The 20,737-nt window shown below is 70.0% G+C and carries 17 protein-coding genes; 4 read left to right on the top strand and 13 right to left on the bottom strand.

The genetic code is table 11. The annotated features are described in order from the left end of the window. Positions 1–374 precede the first annotated feature (374 nt). The 3 genes from OG505_RS06330 to OG505_RS06320 all read right to left on the bottom strand — a co-directional run bounded on the left by OG505_RS06330 (position 375) and on the right by OG505_RS06320 (position 3,690). Complete coding sequence (locus tag OG505_RS06330; protein WP_405431686.1) at positions 375–1,913, bottom strand: polysaccharide lyase family 1 protein; 1,539 nt, start codon at positions 1,911–1,913, stop codon at positions 375–377. A 79-nt stretch (positions 1,914–1,992) separates the two neighbouring features. Next, a complete protein-coding gene (locus OG505_RS06325) occupies positions 1,993–2,142 on the bottom strand; it encodes a hypothetical protein (protein WP_405431685.1) in 150 nt (49 codons plus the stop codon). 228 nt (positions 2,143–2,370) lie between these two features. After that, the gene (locus OG505_RS06320) at positions 2,371–3,690 is read right to left on the bottom strand and encodes a hypothetical protein (protein ID WP_405431683.1); all 1,320 of its coding nucleotides are present in this window, start codon (positions 3,688–3,690) and stop codon (positions 2,371–2,373) included. A 600-nt stretch (positions 3,691–4,290) separates the two neighbouring features. Here OG505_RS06320 and OG505_RS06315 point away from each other — a divergent pair. Beyond that, positions 4,291–6,024, top strand: coding sequence for a cellulose binding domain-containing protein (locus OG505_RS06315; protein WP_405431682.1), 1,734 nt, complete (start codon positions 4,291–4,293; stop codon positions 6,022–6,024). Here OG505_RS06315 and OG505_RS06310 read toward each other — a convergent pair. Continuing rightward, positions 6,014–7,042: a DUF1731 domain-containing protein gene (locus OG505_RS06310; protein ID WP_405431680.1), complete on the bottom strand. Its 1,029-nt coding sequence runs from the start codon at positions 7,040–7,042 to the stop codon at positions 6,014–6,016. The genes OG505_RS06315 and OG505_RS06310 overlap by 11 nt on opposite strands. Positions 7,043–7,210: 168 nt before the next feature. On the opposite strand from OG505_RS06310, the gene OG505_RS06305 reads away from it, so the two are divergent. Continuing rightward, the gene (locus OG505_RS06305) at positions 7,211–8,143 is read left to right on the top strand and encodes a hypothetical protein (RefSeq protein ID WP_405431679.1); all 933 of its coding nucleotides are present in this window, start codon (positions 7,211–7,213) and stop codon (positions 8,141–8,143) included. A 42-nt stretch (positions 8,144–8,185) separates the two neighbouring features. On the opposite strand, the gene OG505_RS06300 is transcribed toward OG505_RS06305, so the two are convergent. The 3 genes from OG505_RS06300 to OG505_RS06290 form a co-directional block, all read right to left on the bottom strand. Next, the gene (locus tag OG505_RS06300; RefSeq protein ID WP_405431678.1) at positions 8,186–9,268 is read right to left on the bottom strand and encodes a glycosyltransferase family 2 protein; all 1,083 of its coding nucleotides are present in this window, start codon (positions 9,266–9,268) and stop codon (positions 8,186–8,188) included. Positions 9,269–9,328: 60 nt separating this feature from the next. Further along, on the bottom strand, positions 9,329–11,113 hold the full coding sequence (locus OG505_RS06295; RefSeq protein WP_405431676.1) for a hypothetical protein: 1,785 nt from the start codon (positions 11,111–11,113) through the stop codon (positions 9,329–9,331). Between the two features lie 171 nt (positions 11,114–11,284). After that, positions 11,285–12,751 (bottom strand): endo-1,4-beta-xylanase, encoded by a 1,467-nt coding sequence (locus OG505_RS06290; RefSeq protein WP_405431675.1) that lies wholly within the window; start codon positions 12,749–12,751, stop codon positions 11,285–11,287. A 1,453-nt stretch (positions 12,752–14,204) separates the two neighbouring features. Between OG505_RS06290 and OG505_RS06285 the strand changes: the two genes are divergently transcribed. Then, positions 14,205–14,486 (top strand): hypothetical protein, encoded by a 282-nt coding sequence (locus OG505_RS06285; protein WP_405431673.1) that lies wholly within the window; start codon positions 14,205–14,207, stop codon positions 14,484–14,486. Positions 14,487–14,546: 60 nt separating this feature from the next. Here OG505_RS06285 and OG505_RS06280 read toward each other — a convergent pair whose 3' ends face one another. The 4 genes from OG505_RS06280 to OG505_RS06265 all read right to left on the bottom strand — a co-directional run bounded on the left by OG505_RS06280 (position 14,547) and on the right by OG505_RS06265 (position 18,312). Further along, positions 14,547–15,482, bottom strand: a complete 936-nt coding sequence (locus tag OG505_RS06280) for a peptidase inhibitor family I36 protein (protein ID WP_405431671.1) — start codon at positions 15,480–15,482, stop codon at positions 14,547–14,549. Between the two features lie 5 nt (positions 15,483–15,487). Next, positions 15,488–16,267: a peptidase inhibitor family I36 protein gene (locus tag OG505_RS06275; RefSeq protein ID WP_405431670.1), complete on the bottom strand. Its 780-nt coding sequence runs from the start codon at positions 16,265–16,267 to the stop codon at positions 15,488–15,490. A 54-nt stretch (positions 16,268–16,321) separates the two neighbouring features. Beyond that, entirely contained in the window at positions 16,322–17,179 is an 858-nt protein-coding gene (locus OG505_RS06270) for a peptidoglycan-binding protein (protein WP_405431668.1), read from the bottom strand. A gap of 206 nt (positions 17,180–17,385) precedes the next feature. Then, on the bottom strand, positions 17,386–18,312 hold the full coding sequence (locus tag OG505_RS06265; protein WP_405431666.1) for an NBR1-Ig-like domain-containing protein: 927 nt from the start codon (positions 18,310–18,312) through the stop codon (positions 17,386–17,388). A 137-nt stretch (positions 18,313–18,449) separates the two neighbouring features. Here OG505_RS06265 and OG505_RS06260 point away from each other — a divergent pair, with 137 nt between their 5' ends. Then, positions 18,450–18,866, top strand: coding sequence for a hypothetical protein (locus tag OG505_RS06260; RefSeq protein ID WP_405431665.1), 417 nt, complete (start codon positions 18,450–18,452; stop codon positions 18,864–18,866). Between the two features lie 87 nt (positions 18,867–18,953). Here OG505_RS06260 and OG505_RS06255 read toward each other — a convergent pair whose 3' ends face one another. Next, positions 18,954–19,391: a dihydrofolate reductase family protein gene (locus OG505_RS06255; RefSeq protein WP_405431664.1), complete on the bottom strand. Its 438-nt coding sequence runs from the start codon at positions 19,389–19,391 to the stop codon at positions 18,954–18,956. Positions 19,392–19,528: 137 nt separating this feature from the next. Beyond that, on the bottom strand, positions 19,529–20,728 hold the full coding sequence (locus OG505_RS06250; RefSeq protein ID WP_405431662.1) for an RNA polymerase sigma factor: 1,200 nt from the start codon (positions 20,726–20,728) through the stop codon (positions 19,529–19,531). Between the last annotated feature and the right edge of the window lie 9 nt (positions 20,729–20,737).

Raw genomic sequence — 20,737 nt, 5'->3', positions numbered from 1 at the left:
CAACGACGACCCCCGATGGTGGATCCGCGCGGTGACGCCGGCCTCGCTGCGCAGCCGTTGGCAGACCCTCGGACGGCCAAACGTCCGATGTGTTTCGGGAAGATTACTCCGGTGTCACGCAATAGGCAACGGTCGATCGCCGGGAGGATCGCGGGTGGCGACCCGACCCTTATCGGGAGAGTTCGGACTAGCCCGGGACGATGGCGGAGGCCGGCGACCACGGTGAGCATCCGCACCACCGACACACCTCGCCTATACATCCGACGATTCCTGTCGGGCCAGTTCTCGTCCTGACCGACGCGGTCCGGCCCGCGTCCTTCGTGGACACGGTGGTGGCGGGAGCGGTCCGGCCGCCGCCCCCGCCCATCCGATGGCTAACTGGCGTACGTCTCGAACTCGCCGACCCGCGGCGTACCGCTCGAGCTGTTGATCCTAAAGGTGATTTTGCTCAGTGCCGTCGCGGCGAAGGTGATCACGCCCGCGCCACTGCCGGAGGCCAGGACCGCGCCCGTGTCGTGGTTGACGAGCTGCCAGGAACCGATGGAGCCCTGGGTCCCGGAGGGCTCCCGAATGATCACTCGGGACACCCGGGTGGCCGATCCCCACTTGATCGAGATGGAGCCGGTCGATCCGGCCGGCGACCAGTAGGTGCTGATGTCGCCGTCGCGCACGTTGCCGTAACTGGTCCCGCTGGCCTTGCTGGAGCCGTCGGCACCGGCACCCAGACTGAGGTTGGTCCCACTCGTCGGCGGCGGGGTGGTCGGCGGCGCGGTGGTCGGCGCAGCCGTGGTCGGCGGCGGCGTCTGCGGCGAGCAGCTCCCGTCGGAGACCCGCAGGCCCGTGTTGGCGCCGGCCGTCTGCCGGACGACATCCGGTACGCAGCTCGCGCCGTCGAGGCGGTACGCGTACGGGATGCTGACGGTGGTGTTGGACGTCGGGTTGGGGCCGGCGGGGTAGTTCTCACTGCCGGCGCTGGACCAGGTGACGTTGTCGAAGGTATTGCCGCTGACCTGCCAGTAGCCGCGCTCGTTGGTGTAAAAGGTACCCAGGACGTCCTTCGAGTTCCGGAAGTAGTTGTTCTCCACCTTGGCCCGCGCACCGGCCCGGGAGTTGATGCCGGACTCGTGGAGGCTCACGTAGTGGTTGTTGTAGATGTGCGCGATGCCGCCGCGCAGCAACGGCGTACGGGAGTCGATGTTCTCGTACAGGTTGTGGTGGAACGTGATGAAGCCGTTCGAGAGGTCGCTCTCGCTGGAGCCGATGAGGCCGCCACGACCGGAGTTGCGCAGGATGCTGTACGACAGGGTCACGTACTGGGTGTTGTCCTTCATGTCGAACAGGCCGTCATAGCCCTGCGACTCCCCGCCGGACGCCTCCAGGGTGACGTGATCGACCCAGACGTTACGGACCGTGCTCTCCATGCCGATGGCGTCTCCACCGTTGGAGGTGGGCGAACCCGACTTCTTGACGTTCCGGACCGTCACGTTCTGGATGATGATGTTGCTGGAGTCGCGGATGTGGATGCCCAACTGATCGAAGATCGCGCCGCTGCCGACCCCGATGATGGTGACGTTGCTGATCTGCTTGAGCTCGATCACGCCGTCGGCGGTGTTACAGCTCGAACCCGACACCTTGCTGGTGTTGCCGTGGTTGATCGTCCCCGTCACCTCGATGGTGATCGGCGTGCTGCTGCTGGCTCGCCCGCACAGCGCCGCGTGGATCGCGGTGCCCGTGCTGGCCCGTACCGTCTGCCCGCCCGCGCCGCCGGTGGTCCCACCGTTCTGGGTGGCGTAGCCGGTGGCGGCGCCGGCCGCCGCCGACGCCTGCGGGATGGACAGTGTTCCTCCGACCGCGATCCCGACAGCGGCCGTGGCCAGCGCTGCCTGAAGTCGCAGTGCGACTGGTCGTCTCATGTCGCGTCTCCTTCGTCGTCGTCTCGATGTGCCGACGGCAGCGGCGATCGACGCGTCGACCCTTTGCGGGTACGCGATTTCAGTCGATCACTGGGCATTGGCGGAAATCAATCGCCTGCTCATCGCCGAGAATGTCGTCGCCCTGGCGTGCGCGGCGAAACCGCTGGCCAAGCGGCACGTCGTCGGAAGCGCATCCCGATACGCGCCCGTCCAGTTCGAGGTGAAACATCGATGCAACGCAATCGTAGGAAAGCGGTTTCCCTCTGGGCAAGGGTTAGCGTTTGCAGGTTTTTTGCAGACGTTGGTCGCGCCGGGGCGCACCGGCCCGGGTCAGCCGGTGCAGTCGGTTCGGCCCGGACGACTCATGGCCGTCCGGGCCGCATTGTCGACGAGCAGGTCCTCGGCCGTTCCCGCGCGCCCTCGGGCCCGAGGGAACCAGCCGGCAGCACCTCGTCGGTCAGCAGTTGCGCAGGCAGCGCACGAGAAGGTGCTCACGACCATCGCCCGGGTCGACGCCCAGATCCGTCGCGCTGGAGCGGAACACGATCCGGGCCCCGTTGGCCGAGAGCGTTCCGTCGAAGCTGTCGCCGTTGCCGGTCGCGCCGGTGGCGGTGGCGCTGACCGCTGTCGTCCGGCCGGTGGAGAGATCGCGCACGAAGACGTCGCTGACGAGGCCGTTGCCGTCCTGCGGGACGAGGTCCGAGGCCCACGAGTAGAACGAGACGAAACGACCGCCGGCCGCGAGTCGACCGGAGGTGCTGGAGCTGTTGCCCGCGCCCGTGCCCCTGCGGTTGGCGCTGGCCAGCACGGTGGTGTCGGCGATCAGATCACGGACGTAGACGTCCCCCGTTCCGTTGGTGTCCGCCGGCAGGTACGGCTCGTACGACTCCCACGACACCTTGGTGCCGTCCCTGCTGATGCTCGGGTTCGTCCCGCTGAGGAACGCGCCCTCGGCCGCCGGCAGATTGACCCGGACCGTCGCGCCGGACCGGAGGTCGCGAACGAAGATGCCGGTACCGCTCCCGCCGTCGCCGATCCAGTCACCCGACGCGCTGAACACCACCCGCTGCCCGCTGCCCGAGATGGCGACCTGGTACACCGAGAGGTCCGTGCCGCCGTCGGCCTGCTGGCTGACCCGGGTGGTCCTGTCGAGCTGCATGTCGTGGACGTACGCCACCTGCCCGTAGAGCAGGTGGCCCTCGTCGTCCAGGTCGCCGGTGAACGTCGTCACGATGAAGGCGGTGTAACGGCCGTTGTCGGAGATCGTGGCACCGCTGCTGCTGCCCCGGATCTGCCGCCCGCCGGCGAAGGCGCTGACCCGGGTGGTGACCCCGGTCTGGCGGTCGTGCACGAAAACGTCGCGTTCGTTGTTGGTGTCGCCGGGCACGAGGTTCGACGCGTACGAGGTGAATGCCACGTAGCGACCGTTGCCGGAGATCGCCGCGGTGTACGTGGCCCCGTCGTCGGCCGGCTGCCCGCTCCGGCCACCGCTGACCAGGGTGGTGGTGCCGGTCTGGGTGTCCCGAACGAAGACGTCCGTGTTGTCGTTGACGTCGCCCGGGACGAGATTGTCCGAGGTCGAGGCGAAGGCGACGTACCGCCCGTCGCTGGAGATGGCCGAGCCACCGACCCCGCCGTTGCCGGGCGTGCCGTCGGGGGCCACATCGACCAGGGTGACCGCCCCGGGCCCGGCAGCGAAGGCGGGCGCGGGCGTCAGAAGCAGGGTGGTCACACCGACGATCGCCACGAGGGTACGGGCCCCCAACGAAGTACGCATGGGCACGGAGCCTAGCGATCCGCGCCCTCCGACGATGTCCCGTGCCGGCCTAGCGGTGGACGGACAGCGCCCGGGGCCGTGACGCCCCGCCTCCTGCTCGCCTACGCGTGACGCATTGACAGGCACCACTTGACGAAATAAATTCCTGGCAACAAGAAACTGTTTCGCACGCTCGCTGTGCGGCACTCACCCGCGAGCCCGCGAATGAGCAGCGAGGCCGGCCCCGCTCCAGGAACCGGCCGACAGAGGAGGGTGCCACAGTCCCGCTGGACCCGTTCGCCGCACCATCGCAGCCCCGCCGTCGCTCGCGCATCCGCGACCGATGGCACGAGGCCCGATCTGGTGCCGACATCCCGGCCGCCGCACCGGCGTTCCCCGGTGTTCCCTCCGCGCCCGTCTGCGCGACGCGAGGGTCGGTGACCGGCAGGTGGTGTCGAGGGTTGCCACGCGGGGCTGAACTGGACAGGCGAATTCTCGACAACGCCCCGCCGCGCGCTTGGGAGCGCTCCCGAGCAATCTCACGAGGTACCGCCTGACGCTCTGCGAACGACCGATCCACCGGATGCGTCGGCCGCCACCACCCCCTTCAGGAGAAGTCTCATGAGAAAACGAAGAGTGACCAACGCCGCCCTGGTTTCGGCCGGCGCCGTCCTGCTGGCATCGACCGCTGTCGCCCTGGCGGCGCCGGCCGGTGCCGCAGCCGCCGGCTGTGCGGTGGACTATGCCGTGTCGTCGCAGTGGCAGGGCGGCTTCGGCGCGAACGTCACCATCACCAATCTCGGCGACGCGGTCAGCAGTTGGACGCTGGCCTGGTCCTACAGCGCTGGCCAGACGGTCACGCAGGCGTGGAACACGACTCTGACCCAGAGCGGCGCCGCGGTCACCGCCAAGAACGTCAGCTACAACGGGGCCATCCCCACCAACGGCACGACATCGTTCGGGTTCAACGGCTCGTGGACCGGCAGCAATCCCGATCCGTCCAGCTTCGCGCTCAACGGTGTGACCTGCACCGGCGGCACGACGCCGACCACGCCGCCGCCGACCACGCCACCCCCGACGACACCGCCGCCGACCACGCCGCCACCCACCACCCCGCCACCCACCGGGCCGGCGGACATCACGGTGAACAGCGCCACCCGGTACCAGACGATCGACGGCTTCGGGGCCGCGCAATCCATCTGGGGCAGCGCCTGGTCGACGACCGACACCCAGACCCTGGTCGGGTTGGGCCCGAACCAGCTCGGGCTGTCCATCGTGCGCACCGGCCTCTCACCGGTGTCCAGCGAATGGTCGACCCACGTGAACTCGTTGAAGACGGCGAAGTCGTACGGGTCCGGCGTGAAGATCCTCGCCTCACCGTGGACGGCGCCGGCGGCGTGGAAGACCAACAACAGCCGAACCAACGGCGGCAAGTTGAAGACCGACTACTACGACGACTACGCGAACCACCTGAACAGCTATGTCCAGTACATGCGCGGCCAGGGCGTCACCATCGACGTCACGTCGGTGCAGAACGAGCCGGACTGGCACCCCGACTACGACTCGATGGACTGGAGCGGCACCGAGCTGCGCAACTTCGTCCGTGATCAGGGCACGAAGGTGCAGAACAGCAAGCTGATGGTCGCCGAGGCCGTCAACATGAACTACGGCTACACCGATCCGACCCTGAACGACGCGACCGCCCGGAACAACATCGGCTACATCGGCGGGCACCTGTACGGCACCGAGGCCTCGGGCCGGCTGGCGCCGTACCCCCTGGCGGCCCAGTACAACAAGCCGGTGTGGATGACCGAGTGGAACTACCACGAGGCGGACGGCAGCGGTTCCAACATCTGGGGTAACCCCGCCAACCTGGCGGTCTGGAACGAGACGCTCGACGACATCATGCGCACGGTGCACAAGTCGATGGAGGCGAACTGGAGCGCCTACATCTGGTGGTACGGCAAGCGTTACTACTCCTTCATCGGCGACGGCGAGGCGGCCTACGGGACCACGGCGGGTGCTCCGCTCAAGCGCGGGTACGCGTTCTCGCAGTACGCGAAGTACGTCCGGCCGGGCTATCAGCGGGTGGCCCTGACCAAGAGCTCCAAGGCCTCGCCGCTGGAGGTGACCGCCTACCAGGGCGACGGCAAGATCACGCTGGTGATCCTCAACCGGTCGAACAGCGCGGTCACCAACGCCGTGATCCAGGCGCCGCAGAACGTCAGCAAGGCCGAGTACTACCTCACCTCGCAGAACGCCAACGCGGCCAGCCAGCCGACCAGCGTGAACGGAGGACAGGCCACCATCAACGTCGGCGCACGCAGCATCTCGACCCTCGTGTTCACTCTCTGACCGCTCCCGGGAGTCGGTCGCGAGGCGACCGGGCGTGGGGGTGTGAGCGACCGCGCGCTCCCCCACGCCCCACCCCGCCAGCGCGCCGGCGTCGCAGGGCCAGGTCCACGGCGGCGTCGGGCCACCACGGATGATTGAACGTGAAGCCCGCGGCGGAGAGCCGGCCCGGGGCGACGCGCCGGCTCTTCAACAGCAGTTCGGTGTCCGACCGGAGCACGAACGCGCCGATCTCCGCCATCAACCTGGTGGCCGGCAGGCCGACCGGCATCCGCCAGGCCGACCGCAGCGCCCGCATGAGTTCCCGCTGTGGCACCGCGCCGGGCGCGGCCAGGTTCACGGGCCCGGCGAGGTCGTCACGGTCGATCAGGAAGCACACCGCGCGAACGAAGTCCTGGTCGTGGATCCACGAGACGTACTGCCCACCGCCCGCGACCGGGCCGCCGAGCCCGAGCCGCGCGAGCCAGCTCAGCACATCGAACACGCCACCGCGGTCGGGGCTCATCACCATGGCCGAGCGCAGCGCGACCTTGCGCGTGTGGGGAGTCACCGCCCGCTCCTGCGCGGCCTCCCAGTTCTGGGCGATCTTGACGCTGTACGACCAGTACCCGGGCACCCCGTGCTCGCCGCCGCCGAGCACGCCGCCGCGCTCGTCGTTGGCGCCGTCGAAGCGGTGCGCGTAGATGGTCGCGGTGCTCATCTGCATCCACACCCGGGGCGGCCGGTCGGCCACGGCGATGGCCTCGCCGACAACCCGCGCCGACTCCACCCGTGAGCGCATCATGGCGTCGAGGTTCTCCGGGGTGTACCGACAGCTCACGCTGCGCCCGGCCAGATTGATGACCACATCGCTGCCGTTGATCTGCCTGGCCCAGTCGCCGAGCGTGACGCCGTCCCAGCGAACCTGACGCGCGCCCCTGGGCGAACGGGTCAACAGCACCACTTCGTGACCCTGCGCGGTCAACGCCCGGTCCAGGATCGCGCCCACCTGGCCGGTGCCGCCCGGAATGACGATCTTCACGGTCGACCCTTGACCGACACGAGTTTTTGAACATGTTCAACCATGCTCCGAGCGTACGACTGAACAGCCGCAGGATCAAGATCGATCGCCGCGGCTCCCTCGCTGCGGGGAGCGCCTTCCCCGACAGGAGGGGACCGCTCCCGTCGGAGCCCCGCGAGGATCGGACGCATGACGACACCGGCAGCGATCGCGCGCAGGAGCGGCAACGGCCTGACGTACGCCGTACTCGCCTGGGCCGTGACCTACGGCGGCGTACGTCTGGCGTGGACGATCGGAGAGGCGCCGGAGTTCGGCCCGTTCGGGTCCGATCTGCTCGGCTTCACCGGCTGGCGGTCGGTGGCGTTGTGCCTGGCCGCAGGCGCGTCGGCGGTCGCGCTGGACCGGGCGGCGACCTGGCGGCCGATGCTCGCGGGATTCGCCTGGGCCCTCGGCGGGGCGCTGGTCGCGGCCGCCGCGATCCTGCTGCCGGAGTTGGTGAGCCTCCTGCTGTTCGCCCCCGGCCCGTCCTTCGATCCGGTGGCGTTCGCGAGCCGACTCGGGTGCGTCACCGGAGCGGCCCTGCTCGGCCTGGCCACCGCCCGCTACCAGCGGCGCACCCGGGGCGACTGCCCGGACTGCTGCCGGACGGGCCGACCCGGCCGCCGGCGTTCGGCCGCGCCGTGGGCACGCTGGGCCGCGTACGTGGCGGTGGCCGGCCTCGTGACCCGGTTCGCGGCCCAGGCGGTGGTGGGCTTCGACAGCCTCACGCGGGACGCCTCGGTGATCGGGTTGGAGATCGGTCTGGTGCTGGCCGGGGTGCTGTTACCGCTGGCACTGGTGCGGCACTGGGGTGAGGTCTGGCCGGGATGGGTGCCGCTACTCGCCGGCCGTACGATCCCCCGCCGGCTGCTGCTGGTGCCGGGCTTCGGGCTCGGGGCGGCCACCGTCGCCTATTTCGGCATGGGGCTGGCGCAGGTGGCGTCCGGGTCGGCCAGCGAGTTCTCCGACGCGTTCCTCTGGGTGGCCATGTCGGCGTACTGCCTCCTGGGGCTCGGCCTCCTCGCCGCGTCCAGCGACTACCACCTGCGCACCCGCAGCGCGTGCCGGTCCTGCGGTCGCTGACCCACCGCACCCCGGCACACGCCCGACATCCGCCGGTCCCGGTCAGCCGGGGTCGCGGTCGTGGACCTCCCGTCGGCGGGGCGCAGGAGCCCGGCCGAGGGAATCCTCCCGGGCCGGCACCGTCCGCTGGCCGCGTGCGGCCGAGCGTGGCGCGGGCGGAACCGGCAGCCGTGGCGCCTCGCCGGCCTCCGCGCGCAGGTGCTCGGTCTCCTGCACCAGGTAGTGCGGTCGACGCTTTGTCTCGTAGTAGATCCGGCCGATGTACTCCCCGATCACGCCCAGGATCGTCATCTGGATGCCGCCGAGCCCGATCACACTGACGATGATGGTGGTGTAGCCGGGAACGTCGATGCCCTTCTCAACGGCGTCCGCGACCACCCAGGCCATGTAGACCAGCGCGATGAGCGTGAGGAACAGGCCGCCGTAGATCGCCAAACGCAGTGGCCGGTTGTTGAACGACAGCAGGCCGTCGAACGCGTAGTTGAAGAGCTTGCTGAACGTCCACCTGCTCCGCCCGGACTGCCGGGTCTCGTTGGGGTGGGCCACCACCGCCGTCCGGAAGCCGATCCAGGAGAACAGTCCCTTGGAGAAGCGGTTGTACTCCGGCATCGCCAGGATCGCGTCCACCGCGAGTCGGGACAGCAGACGGAAGTCACCCGCCCCGTCCTGCAGGCGCACGTCGATCCACCAGTTGATCACCCGGTAGAAGGACCGCGAGGCGACCATCCGCACGAACCGGTCACCGCGCCGGTCCCGACGGGCGATCACCTGATCGAAGCCCTGCTGGTACAGCATCACCATCTCGGGCAGCAGCCGCGGCGGGTGCTGCAGGTCGGCGTCCATGATGACGACCGCGTCGCCGGTGGCCCGCTGCAACCCGGCGAGCATCGCCGCCTCCTTGCCGAAGTTCCGGCTCAGCGACGTGTAGCAGACAGCGGGGTCCGCGGCGGCGAGCCGACGCAGCGCCGCGAGGGTGCCGTCCTCGCTGCCGTCGTCGACGTACACCACCTCGACGTCCACGTCGGGCAGCTCGGCGAGGGCGGCGCACACGGTCTCGTGCAGCCGCTCCACCGACGCCTCCTCGTTGAAGCAGGGCACCACGACGGACAGTCGCACTGTCGTCACCCCTTTCCGCCCGCACCCGGGCAATCGCCGCCGACGCCGGCCGGCCCGGCGCCCGCGCGGTCAGAGGTGGTAGACCAGCGTGCCATCGAGATCCTCCCGGGTGATGCCCAGCCCGTCGATGGGCCGCGCCGCGATGCCCTCCCACGGCGTCCCCGCGGCGCGACTCGGCACGAACAGCACCGACCGCACGCCTATCCCCCGCAGGTACGCCACGCTGCCCGCATCGGGGAACGACGCCACCGCCGTCCGGGTCTGCGCCTGGCTGACCGGCTCGAAGCCGGCCAGACCGTTGGTCACCCGGGGGAACCCGTCGGTCGTCCACAACATGTACGTCAGATCGCCCAGGCCACCGGCTGGCAGCACCAGGATCGGTTCCTGCACCGTCCGCATCGCGGCCGGTGGCTGTGGCACGGTCGGGTGGGGTGTCCGGTTGACGCCCTCCAGGGTGACCATGGTCAACGGCACCAGCAGGACCAGCGGCGTGAGGATCCGCGTCCACTGGCGGGGCGAGGACTCGCGCAGCGATTCGGCCAGCGCCGTCACCGCACCGGCGGCCAGCACCGCCAGCAGCAGGCTCGTCCAGTGCATCATCCGCCCGGGGGTGCGCAACGCGTCCCAGCCCGGCAGGAGCGTGGACAGTGTCAGGTAGCCCGGGTCGCCGTCACCGCCGAGCGTGGCGCCCAGACCCAGCAGCACCGTGCCGACCACGCCGAGCCCGAGCGCGACCCGGTGCCGCAGCGGATACGCCGAGAGGAACAGCCCGGCCGCGGCCAACCCGATCAGCATCATCCCCGGCAGCAGCGCCATCTCCGGCGGCCAGGACAACTGTTCGCGTGCGGCGGCGTGCCGCTCGCCCCACAACCACGAGTCCGCAGGCGCGGTGACGAACCCGATCAGCGGAGGCGAGAACATCTTCGTCCAGTCCAGCGTCCGCTCGGCCTGCGGGTTGAGATCGACGACGCGCAGGTAGACCATGCCCAACAGCAGCGTCACCGCGCCGAACGCACCCCCACCGACCAGATCCGCGAGCAGCAGCCGCCGGCCGAACGGCGGGCGCTCCCGCCGCCGCCACCAGGACCAGCCGTAGCAGCCCGCCGCCACCAGCACCGCGGCCAGCAGGAAGTACACCAGCGGCAGGCCGATGCCGAAGCCGAGGGTGACCTGCCAGGCGGCGACCAGCCACCCGGCCAACGCCCAGCCGGGCCGGCGGAGCTCCGGCCGGTAACCGTGGCGCAGCGACCAGCCGTGACCCCGGGCCAGCATGGCGAGCGACAGCGCGATTCCCGCGCTGGACAGGATGTTCAGGTGCCCGGAGTGCGCCAACCGCCAGGGCGCGTACGCCCACGCGATCGCGGCGACCGCCCCGCCCCACCGGTTCGCGCCGAGCTGCCGCGCCAGGGCGTACGCCCCGAGCGACGCCAAGGCGTGCAGCAGCACGTACAGCACGTTGTACCGGATCACGGCGGCCTCGAAGCCGGACCCCAGCATCCCGATCGGCGCGTAGCCGAGCAGGGTGTCGCTGTAGGCGTACGTGTACTTCTCGGGGTAGAACGTGTTTGAGTGCCAGAGGTCGGCCGGGTTGCTGAGCAGAGCGTGCCCCGACCAGGCGACCTGCCACGCCTGCAACAGCGGGTCGCCCAGGTCACCGGGGATCGTGCTCGCCGGGTGCCGCAGCGTCGGCCAGGTCAGCACCACCGCCACCAGCAGGCTCGCCAGGACCGCCACGGTCCATTCGGAACGGGCCCAGCGCCATCGACCCCAGTCGGCCGGTGGCCGGTCGGCGGAGATCGGCTCGAGCGGCGCGTTCTCCGTGATCGGTGGCGGGGTGGCGGACCGGATAATCATGAAATAGATGCTCTCCAAGAGTGCTGCCCTTGTCCATCCGCTGTCCGAAGCGTGGGTGCGCGGGCACTGGGTTCAACGGTCCGATACCGATGGGTGTCGCGGTCAGCGGCGACGGTGGCGCGGACGAGGTGCGTCCGCGCCACCGCGCTGCCGGTTCAGCGGGTCAGGTGGCTACCCGACACGGACCAGTTGCCACTGCTGGTTGTTGCCGCCCCAGTCGGCATACTGCACGATGTTGCCGCCGTCGGCGGTCGACGCGCCCTGCACCTCGACGGCCTTGCCGCTGTTGCGGTTGATCAGGCGCAGGTAACCGCCGGAGGACTCGGCCAGCCGGAACTGCTGGTTGGTGCCGTTGCCGTCGCTCCACTGCACGATCGCCGCGGAGTCGGCGGTGGAGAAGTTGTAGACGTCCAGCACCTTGCCGGAGTTGCGGGACTTCAGTCGGTAGTAGCCGCCACCGGAGTCAACGAACTGCCACTGCTGCCACGCGCCGTCGTTGCGGGCCCACTGGTCGATCCGCGCGCCGTCGGTGGTCGCCCGCTCGTACACGTCGAGCGCCTTACCGCTGTTGCGGTTCACCAACACGTACCAGGCGGTGGTGTCCACCCCGGTGCCCGGCGGAGGCGTGGTGGGCGGGGTGCTGCCCCCGTTGAGGGCGTTGAGGACGGAGGTGTACGCCGCCTTCTTGTTGCCCGAACCATCGAACAGCAACGCGTTGTCGGACCCGCGCCACGAGTCGCTGTCGCGGACGCCCCAGGTGGTGATGCCGGTGCAGCGGGCGACGGCCAGGCAGGCGCGGGTCACCGAGGCGTAGATGTTGGCCTGGTTGGAACCGGTCATCACGTCGAGCTCGGTGATCTGCACGTCGACGCCGAGGTCGGCGAAGCGCTGCAGGTTGGCCTGGTAGTCACCGGCCAACGTGGTGCCCAGGTGGGACTGGAAGCCGACGCAGTCGATCGGCACGCCGCGGGACTTGAAGTCGCGCACCATGTTGTAGATGCCGGTGGACTTCGCGTTGATGCCGTCGGTGTTGTAGTCGTTGTAGCAGAGCTTGGCGCCCGGGTCGGCGGCGCGGGCGGCGCGGAACGCCGCCTCGATCCAGTCGTTGCCGGTGCGCTGCAGGTTCGAGTCCCGTCGCCCGCCGCTGCCGCCGTCGGCGAAGGCCTCGTTCACCACGTCCCAGGCGTAGATCTTGCCCCGGTAGTGGGTGGCGACCTGGGTGACGTGGTTGATCGCGGCGTTGCGCAGCGCGGTGCCGGACATGCCCTGCGCCCAACCCGGCTGCTGGGCGTGCCACAACAGCGCGTGCCCCCGCACCCTCATGCCATTGGCCTGAGCGTGACTGACCAGACGATCACCACCGCTGTAGTTGAACCCACCCTGGGACGGCTCGGTGGCGTCCCACTTCATCTCGTTCTCGGGGGTGACCTGGTTGAACTCGCTGTTGAGGATGCCGACGTACTGGCTGTTGGAGAGCTTGCCCGTCGCGACGGCGGCGCCGAAGTAACGGCCCTTCTCGGCCGCCGAGGCCTTCAACGTCGTTCCGGCGCTGGCCATGGGCGCCAGCGCCATGGTCATACCCGCGGTCAGCGCGACCGCGAGGGTCGCCGTCGCCAGCAGAGCTTTCTTGGGTCTCATGTCGTTCCTTTTCAGTGGTTGCATCGGTGGTGGTGATGTGCCACTTCACTCAGGACGGACTGGTCCCGACGGCGGGCGCCGGCGTGAGCCGAGGAATCCGGAACGATCATCCTGGGCACTGCGCACCAGCGCACGCAGCCTGGCCGGCGCTCGCCGGCGACCACGCGAGTCCTGAGACGACGTCCGCTGCCCGGGGACGCCGTGCTTCGAGGCGCGACCGCAGGACTCGCCCGGTGAGTCACCGACGCCGCCGACCTCTGCATCGAGAGTGAGCGATAACATGCTGTTCGTCAAGACGTAACGGGCCGGCCACATAGCCGCCCGGCCGAATCGCTTCGCGGAGCGTGCCCCATTGCCAACTGTCGACGTCCGGGCGGGAACGCGTCGACGATCCGTGCCGCCCCGACGTGGTAGGTGCACCGCGCAATGGTCTTGTTATCGCTCACAGTCCAGGTCACCTGCCCCGCGTACCACGAAGGCGCGCAGCGGGGGTCCTCGCGCCGCGCGCGCCCGGCGAAGCTGGACCGGCGCGGTGGCCGCGGATCTGCCCGCGACAGGTGTAACCCGAGTTACCCGGGGGCAACAGTCCGCGCATGGATGGGACGGCGTGAGGCGGCCGAAGCGGTGTTCGCCGCCGTCGACGCTCAACGCAGCGGCGTTCGGAGCGGCAGCACTGGGGGCGGCAGCACTGGGGGCGGCAGCACTCGGCGCGGCCCTGGGCGCCGAGCCCGCGCACGCCGCCCCGTCGCCGGCACCGTCACCGACCACCCGCGCACCGGCAAAAGACGCCACCGCACCGGGGATCGTCGGGTCGCTGCTGCACGACGTGGTCGAGACACCGCTGGACGTCGGCCAGTCCCTGCCGACAGCCGTCCCCCTACCCGTGCCGACGACCGTCCCACTGCCCGTGCCGACGGCCGTCCGACTGCCGCTGCCGAGCGTCACCGCTGCGCTGTCGGTCGAACCGTCCACCGCCGCGCCAACCCGACGACCCCGGGCGCGACAGTCGTCCCCGCCGCGCGTTCCCTCGGCCTCGGCCTCGCCGGCCGCACGCACCACCGCGCCACCGTCGCCACCGCCGCCAACCCACGTGACAGCGCGAGCGTCCCGGGCCAGCCTCCCCGGCACCGTCGACGGTCGCGTGCCGACTCGAACGCTGGCGACGTCGACCGCTCGACCGCTGTCGGCACCGACCCCTCCCGCCGGCCCCCTCCCGGGGCAACCGGCATTGGTGCTGGCATTCGTGTCCGCACCCGCCGGCGCCAGCGCCGGCGAGCCCGACCAGAAGGCGTCGGCGACGAACGGGCCGCCGCCCGGCGCAGCGCTGCGCCGGGGGCGTGCCGTCCTCCCCTTCGACAACCACGCCACCAGCCGGCCCGTGGAGCGGGGTCCCCCACCGCCACGGCAACTCCTGATCTGTCACCCGCGTCCACGACGTTGATCAGGAGAGATCATGGAACTAGCCGTTATCTGGGTACCGGCCGACATCGAACCGTCGGAGCACGCCATCGCGGCGTGTCTGACCCACCTCCGCCGGCATGACTACCGACTGAACGGGATCACGCGGGCGCCGTGGGAGGCCGTCGAGCAGAAAATGATCGACGGGGAGGTGGACGTGGTCGTGATCGCCGACCGCGCTCATCTTCCGCCGGACCGGTCGCCCCGGATCGAGGTGGCCGCCCCGGCGTCGAGCGCCGACGAGGCCGGACCGGCGCCCGGCACAGACCTCGACTGAACCGACGAAGCACCCCGTCCATGCCGGACGGGGTGCTTCGTCAACGGTTGACGCGGGACGTCAGGAGATGACCACGTCGCGGTAGTAGTAGCGCAGGATCGCCTGGTAGCTGCTGCCCGAGTTGGCGAGGTCACGCGAGCCGTACTGCGACAGCCAGTCCCCGTCCACCCAGCCACCGCACGCGGTGGTGGTCGCGCAGTAGTGCGCCCGCAGGATGTTGCCGCTCCGGGTCATCCGGGTCGACCAGGTCCGGTCCACCGCCGCCGACGTCGACGTCTGCGCCGACGACGGCCGGTAGACCTGATCGCCCGTGTCGTCACGAACGTCGTAGCACTGGCCGCCGGAGGTCTTTCGGGTCGAGTGCAGCGCCCAGTACCAGCCATAGCTCTTCACGGCCATCGCACCGGCGTCCAGCGAGGCAGCCGGCCAGCTCGTCACCCACTCGTTCGGGAGGACGTTCTTGACGTACGTCTTGAAGTCGACCCGGTCGACGCGCCCGAGACTGACCCGGTAGACGAGGATGGTGCTCGGCAGCTTGCTGTTGGTGCCGTCGGTGCTACAGCCCGTCGGCCCGCTCACCAGCTCGTGCGAGGCGTTGTTGTTCTTCAGCGTGGCGTTGAGGTTGCCCTTCGCCCCGGCCGCGAAGTCCTGCGTCGCACCGGCGAAGTTGCTGTTGAAGTAGACCCGCACGGTCTTGCCGGTCCGGTTCCACACCGACGCCGCGTTGTTCTTCACGCACAGGCCCTTGCCGGCGCCCGCGCCCTTGAAGTCGTAGCAGGTCGGTTGGGTCGTGCCGTAGTCGTCCAGCGAGTCGGTGAAGTCGGAGACCGAGCCGGCCTGGTCGCTGTTGTAGTAGTAGCAGAACTCGCCGCTGTCGCAGCCGCCGTCACGATCGGCGGCGGACGCCGCACCCGGCGCCACCGCGACGCCGACGAGTACCGCCACCAGGACGGCCAGGATGCCCGGAACTGCTCTGAACGGTGCGTACGCACGCATGCCGGTCACCAGCTGCTCGGGACGTACGCCCAGCCCAGGTAGTCGGACCGGTCCCGGAACGTGCTGGTCTGGTAGACGGTCGGCCCGGTGCTGATGGCGCTGTTGCCGCCGATGGAGAGCATCACGTGCCCGGCCGACGTGGTGGACGTGAAGAACACCGCCGTTCCGGCCGGAGGCACCGAGCCCGTGTGGATGCGCCCGTTGTCCTTCTGCCACTGGTAGTGCGTACGAGCCGTGGCGAACCGGCCGCTGGTGCCGAACGCCCGCTCGACGAACAGCTCGCATTCGTTGTTCCAGTCGGTGTGCCCGAGCCGCGCCTTCGCGAACGCGACGGCCTCGGCCGCGCGCGGGTCGGCCGGGTTGCTGCCACCGGTGCCGCCGATGTTGTGCGAGGCGTTGTTGTTCTTCAACGTGGCGTTGAGGTTCGCCTTCGCCCCGGCCGCGAACGACTGGCTCGCTCCGCCGTAGTTGCTGTTGAAGTAGACCACCACCGTCTTGCTGGTGCGGTTCCACACCGACGCGGCGTTGTTCTTCACGCACAGGTCCTGACCGTTGCCCGCGCCCTTGAACTCGTAGCAGGACGGCTGGGTCGTGCCGTAGTCGTCGATCGACCCGGTGAAGTCGGAGATCGAGCCGGCGTGGTTGCTGTTGTAGTAGTAGCAGAACTCGCCGCTGTCACAGACTCCGTCGCGCGACGCCGCCTGCGCCGGTGAGGCGACCGCCACGATGGACGTGGTCATGGCGAGTGCGGCGCCGACGACGGCGAGGTTCCTACGGATTTTCATGGGTGTCCTCTCGGGGACGATGAGCGATGGTTGGTGAGTCGGTTCGGGTGCGGGTCACTGCCCGCGCTGGTACTGCTCCCAGGTCTGGATCGGGATCCGGGGGCCGTCGTCCCGGCCACGGTCGGCCAGGCCGTTCATGCCGAGGTGGTAGTCGCCGGTCTGGTGCTGCGCCTGGCTGGACAGATCCGTGTCGCTGATCGCCGCGGCGTGGATGTGCCACGGCCAGTCGCCCTGGCTCGGGCTACGGACCCAGGCGGCGAAGCCGACCTGGCGGAGGGCCCGGACGACGGCGGTGCGCCGGGCCGCGGTCATGCCGGTGACCGCGATGTCCACCACGCCCCCGCCGTCATGCGTGCCGGCCGAGGTCGGGTCACCCCCGGGGTTGTACGAGCCCTGCTCGAGCACCAGGGTCTGGCCCAGCAGGCGCTGCGCCTCGGCCAACATCGCCTGGGTTCGGGCGTCGACGACGTACCCGTCGCGCGGGACCTTCGCGCCCGGTCCGATCGTGTTGGCGACCGTGAAGCGGTTCTGCCCGAGCTTCGTCAGCGACGTCGCCCCGGGCAGGCCGTTCGCGGCCAGACCGGTGTAGCCGAGCGAGCGCTGGTAGGCGGCGTACGCCGAGACGGTCTCGGTGCCGAAGTAGCCGTCGACCCACTGCGCGTTCAGCAGGTTCGAAGCCTGAAGTGCCTGCTCGACGGCGAGCACGGAACTCTTCGCGCCGGGAGTCAGGGTGTGGTCCGCGCGGCGGGGGTCGATCTGAGCGGCCAGGACGGTGGCCTCCATGTCCACGACAGGCCGCGCGGCCGTGGCGGCGGTCCGCTGCGCTGTGGCGCCGGATGCCGCCGCGTGGGCCGGGACGCCGACGGCCACGCAGAGCGCGGCGAGGCCGACGGTTAACCAGGGACGGCGCAAGATGGGTCCTCCTCGTAGCTGGTGAGTCGTTCTCGGTGCGACATCACCCTGCGAGAAGTGCCCTGCTGTTCGGTACCCCCGGTGTCCTGTCAGATCCGTCAGACCGTCACCGACCTCGATGAATGCGGTGTTGTCAGTTTGGGTCGAAGCCCGTGCCTGACATCGAACGTTCGCATCGGGGCGACGCGGCGCCCGCGACCTGACCCTCAGGCGGTCACGGTAACCATGAAGTACACCGGCCGCCGGGTGGGGAAGTACGCCCGCCCGGCCTCGTCGACCATCTTCCAACTGACCCAGCACTTGCCGGGGCGGCTCGGCGCGATGACCCGAACACGGATCATCACCTGCTCGCCGGGCGGCGTGTCACCGATCGGCACCCGATCCGGCGTCTGGCAACCGTCACCGTCGGCGGTCGGGTCCATCCGCGCCAGGTACCGGTTGTGCCAGTCGACCTTTCCCACGTTCTCGAGAGCCCACACCTTGTCGAACTGGGCGTTCACCTTCACCTGGGTGCCGTCGGGGATGGTGACGTCGGCGACGAACCTGCTCGAGTCCCCGGGTATCAGCGAATCCGAGAACGCCGTCGTGGACGGCGACGCCACCGGTGGCGGCGAGGCGGTAGGTGTGCCGAAGCCGTCCCGAGCCGACCGGCCACGAACGGTCACGCCCAGGACGGCGGCCACCGCCACCACCAGCACCACCGCGGCGGCGTTGAGCCACGGGAGGCGACGCCGCCGCGTACTCACGACGCCATCCTCGGCCCGCGGATACTCCACGACCTGCAACACGCCCTGCTCCGTCGGCGCAGACGCGGCGATGACCGGCGCGAGGTCACCGTCCTCGCTGGGCTCGGGGGCCATTCCCGGGCGCTGCGCGTCCTCCCATCGGCGCCGCCACAGGACCTCGTCCGCCTCGCAGGCTCGGACGAACTCCCGCGTGGTCTCCCACGAGGGAAACCTGGTCCCGGCGGCGGCCTCGTGCAGGGTCGTGTGCGAGATCCGACCTGATCGTCCCGCCATCTTGCGGAACGACGGGTCTCCCGCGGCGCTGCGCAGTGCCCGCAACTGCTCGGCGAACCTCTCGGCGGCCCGTCCGTCCTGACTCGACTCCGCGGCAGCAGGCTGGTCTTTCATCCGTCCCCCATGTCAGACGACTCCGTCAGACGTTGTCAGAGCGTGTCAGAGGCTACCGAACGGGCCACGGCGAGCATCAATGTGGTGCATCGACGACACGGGGATCGACGGTCCCGGTGCATTGAAGGAGGTCATCGATGAAGAGCCTTTCCCGACACGGCGTACGCATCCTCGCGGCCGCTGGGCTGGCGGTGCCCGCGACGTTGGCGTTCGCCGGCCCCGCGCACGCCGAGACGAACCCGCGCTGCGCGGGCTCGGTGCAGATCGGCGCGACCGCGTACGTCACCGTCGGCGGGCAGACCGCCGCCTCGGTCAAGCAGTACAAGGGCTGCGGCAAGAACTACGCCTACACGTACGTGTGGCAGCAGTACCGCGCCAGCCACGGCTCCTACCAGGTCTGCACCTCGATCGTCACCGGAAGCACGCTTCGCGACCTGCAGTGCTCAAGCGGCCCGGACGTCTGGTCGCTGGGCGCCGACACGCTGACGGTGTGCACCCGGGCTCTCGGTGGGATCTCCGACGTGGCGCAGAAGGAAACCGAGGTGCGCTGCTGACCGGCACGGGTGGGCGTCCGGTGCCGCGGGCCGGGGATCACCAGGCACGGCCGGCGGCACCGCGCCACCGTCGGGTGGCGGGACAATTCAGGTGTGCAGGGTGGGTCGGTAGATGAGTTCCTGGGAACGGCCGTCGAGCGTCCGGCTCTCGATCAGCTCCAGGTCGTAGTCGGCCGTTCCGTGGAAGATCGGCTCCGTTCCGGTCTGACCGGTGACCACCGGAAAGAGCGTCACCTGGATGAGGTCGACCAGCCCGGCGGCCAGCAGTGCCCGGTTCGTCGAGAGGCTGCCGTGTGACCGCAACGGCACCTCGGACTCCTCCTTGAGCTGGGCGACGACGTCGACGGCGTCACCGCGCACGACGGTGCCGTCCGGCCAGTCCAGGGGCCCCTGCACCGTGTTCGACACGATCGTCGCCGGAAGGTTGATCATGCGGGTGACCCAGGCGTCCCGCACGTCGGACTCCTCGGTGCTGTCGGCCAGCATTCCCACGAATATCCGGTAGGTGCCGGCGCCGAAGACCATGCGCTGGTCCTCGCCGTACGTGGCGAGGCGGCGCTCCAGCAGCTCCGGGCCCTGCTTACCTCAGTAGCCACCCCAGTTGCCGGTGGTGCTGCCAAAGCCGTCGAGGCTGGTGAAGACGTCGAAGGTGTAGGTGGCGGTCACGATGGTCTCCTCGGGTGGGTGAGTTCGGTACGACGCGTCCGCAGGAAGGCACGCTCGGTCTCGTTGCTGGTCAGCGCGATGGCCTGGTCGTAGGCGGCGCGGGCCTCGGAGTCGCGTCCGAGCCGGGCCAGCAGCTCGGCACGGGTGGCGGGCAGCCGGTGGTAGCCCGGGAGGTCGATGTCCTCCAACGCGGCGAGGGCTACCGCCGGCCCGTGCACCTCGGCGACCGCGACGGCACGGTTGAGCGCGACGACGGAGGTCGGTGCGAGCGCGAAGAGCTGGTCGTACAGTGCCAGGACCTGCGGCCAGTCGGTGGCCGCGCCGTCGGTGTGCACCGCGCCGATCGCGGCCTGGATCTGGTACGGGCCGGGCCGGTTGCGCCGCAGGCAGCGCCGGACCAGGTCGTGACCCTCGGCGATCAGTGCCCGGTTCCACAGTGACCGGTCCTGGTCGGCCAGGAGCACCAGGTCGCCGGTCGTGCCGAGCCGGGCCGGGCGACGTGCCTCGGTCAGCAGCAGCAGGGCGAGCAGGCCCAGGACCTCGGGCTCGTCGGGCATCAACGCGGCCAGTTCGCGGGCGAGCCGGATCGCCTCGGCGCACAGGTCCGTTCTGATCAGCGGCCCGGCGGTGGACGCGTAGCCCTCGTTGAACATCAGGTAGAGCACGGTGAGCACGGGCGGCAGCCGGTCCGGCAGCTCGTGTTCGGCGGGTACCCGGTACGGGATCCCCGCGTCCCGGATCTTCTTCTTCGCGCGCACGATCCGCTGCGCGATGGTCGTCTCCTGCACCAGGTAGGCCCGGGCGATCTCCGGTACCTCGAGACCGCCGAGCAGACGGAGCGTGAGGGCCGTCCGCGCGTCCGGGGCGAGTGCCGGGTGACAGCAGGTGAAGATGAGTCGCAGCTGGTCGTCCTTCACCGGTCCCACCTCCTGTGGCTCGTCCTGTTGATGGAGCAGCAGGGCCTGGGCGTGCCGGGCCTCGCGGGTCGACTCCCGGCGGAGCCGATCGATGGCCCGGTTGCGCGCGGTCGTCACGATCCAGGCGCCGGGGTTGGGCGGCAGGGTCTGCCACTTCTGCAACGCCGTGGTGAAGGCGTCCTGGACCGCCTCCTCGGCGAGGTTGATGTCACCGAGGAGGCGGGCCAGGGTAGCGACGCAGCGGCCGTACTCCGCGCGGTAGATGCTCGCCAGGTCCATGTCGGGCGA

Origin of the sequence: Micromonospora sp. NBC_00617, assembly GCF_045161355.1 — a bacterium.
Classification (GTDB): Bacteria; Actinomycetota; Actinomycetes; order Mycobacteriales; family Micromonosporaceae; genus Micromonospora.
Note: the sequence above shows the minus strand (reverse complement) of the source record. Positions and strands in the feature narration are given on the sequence as shown.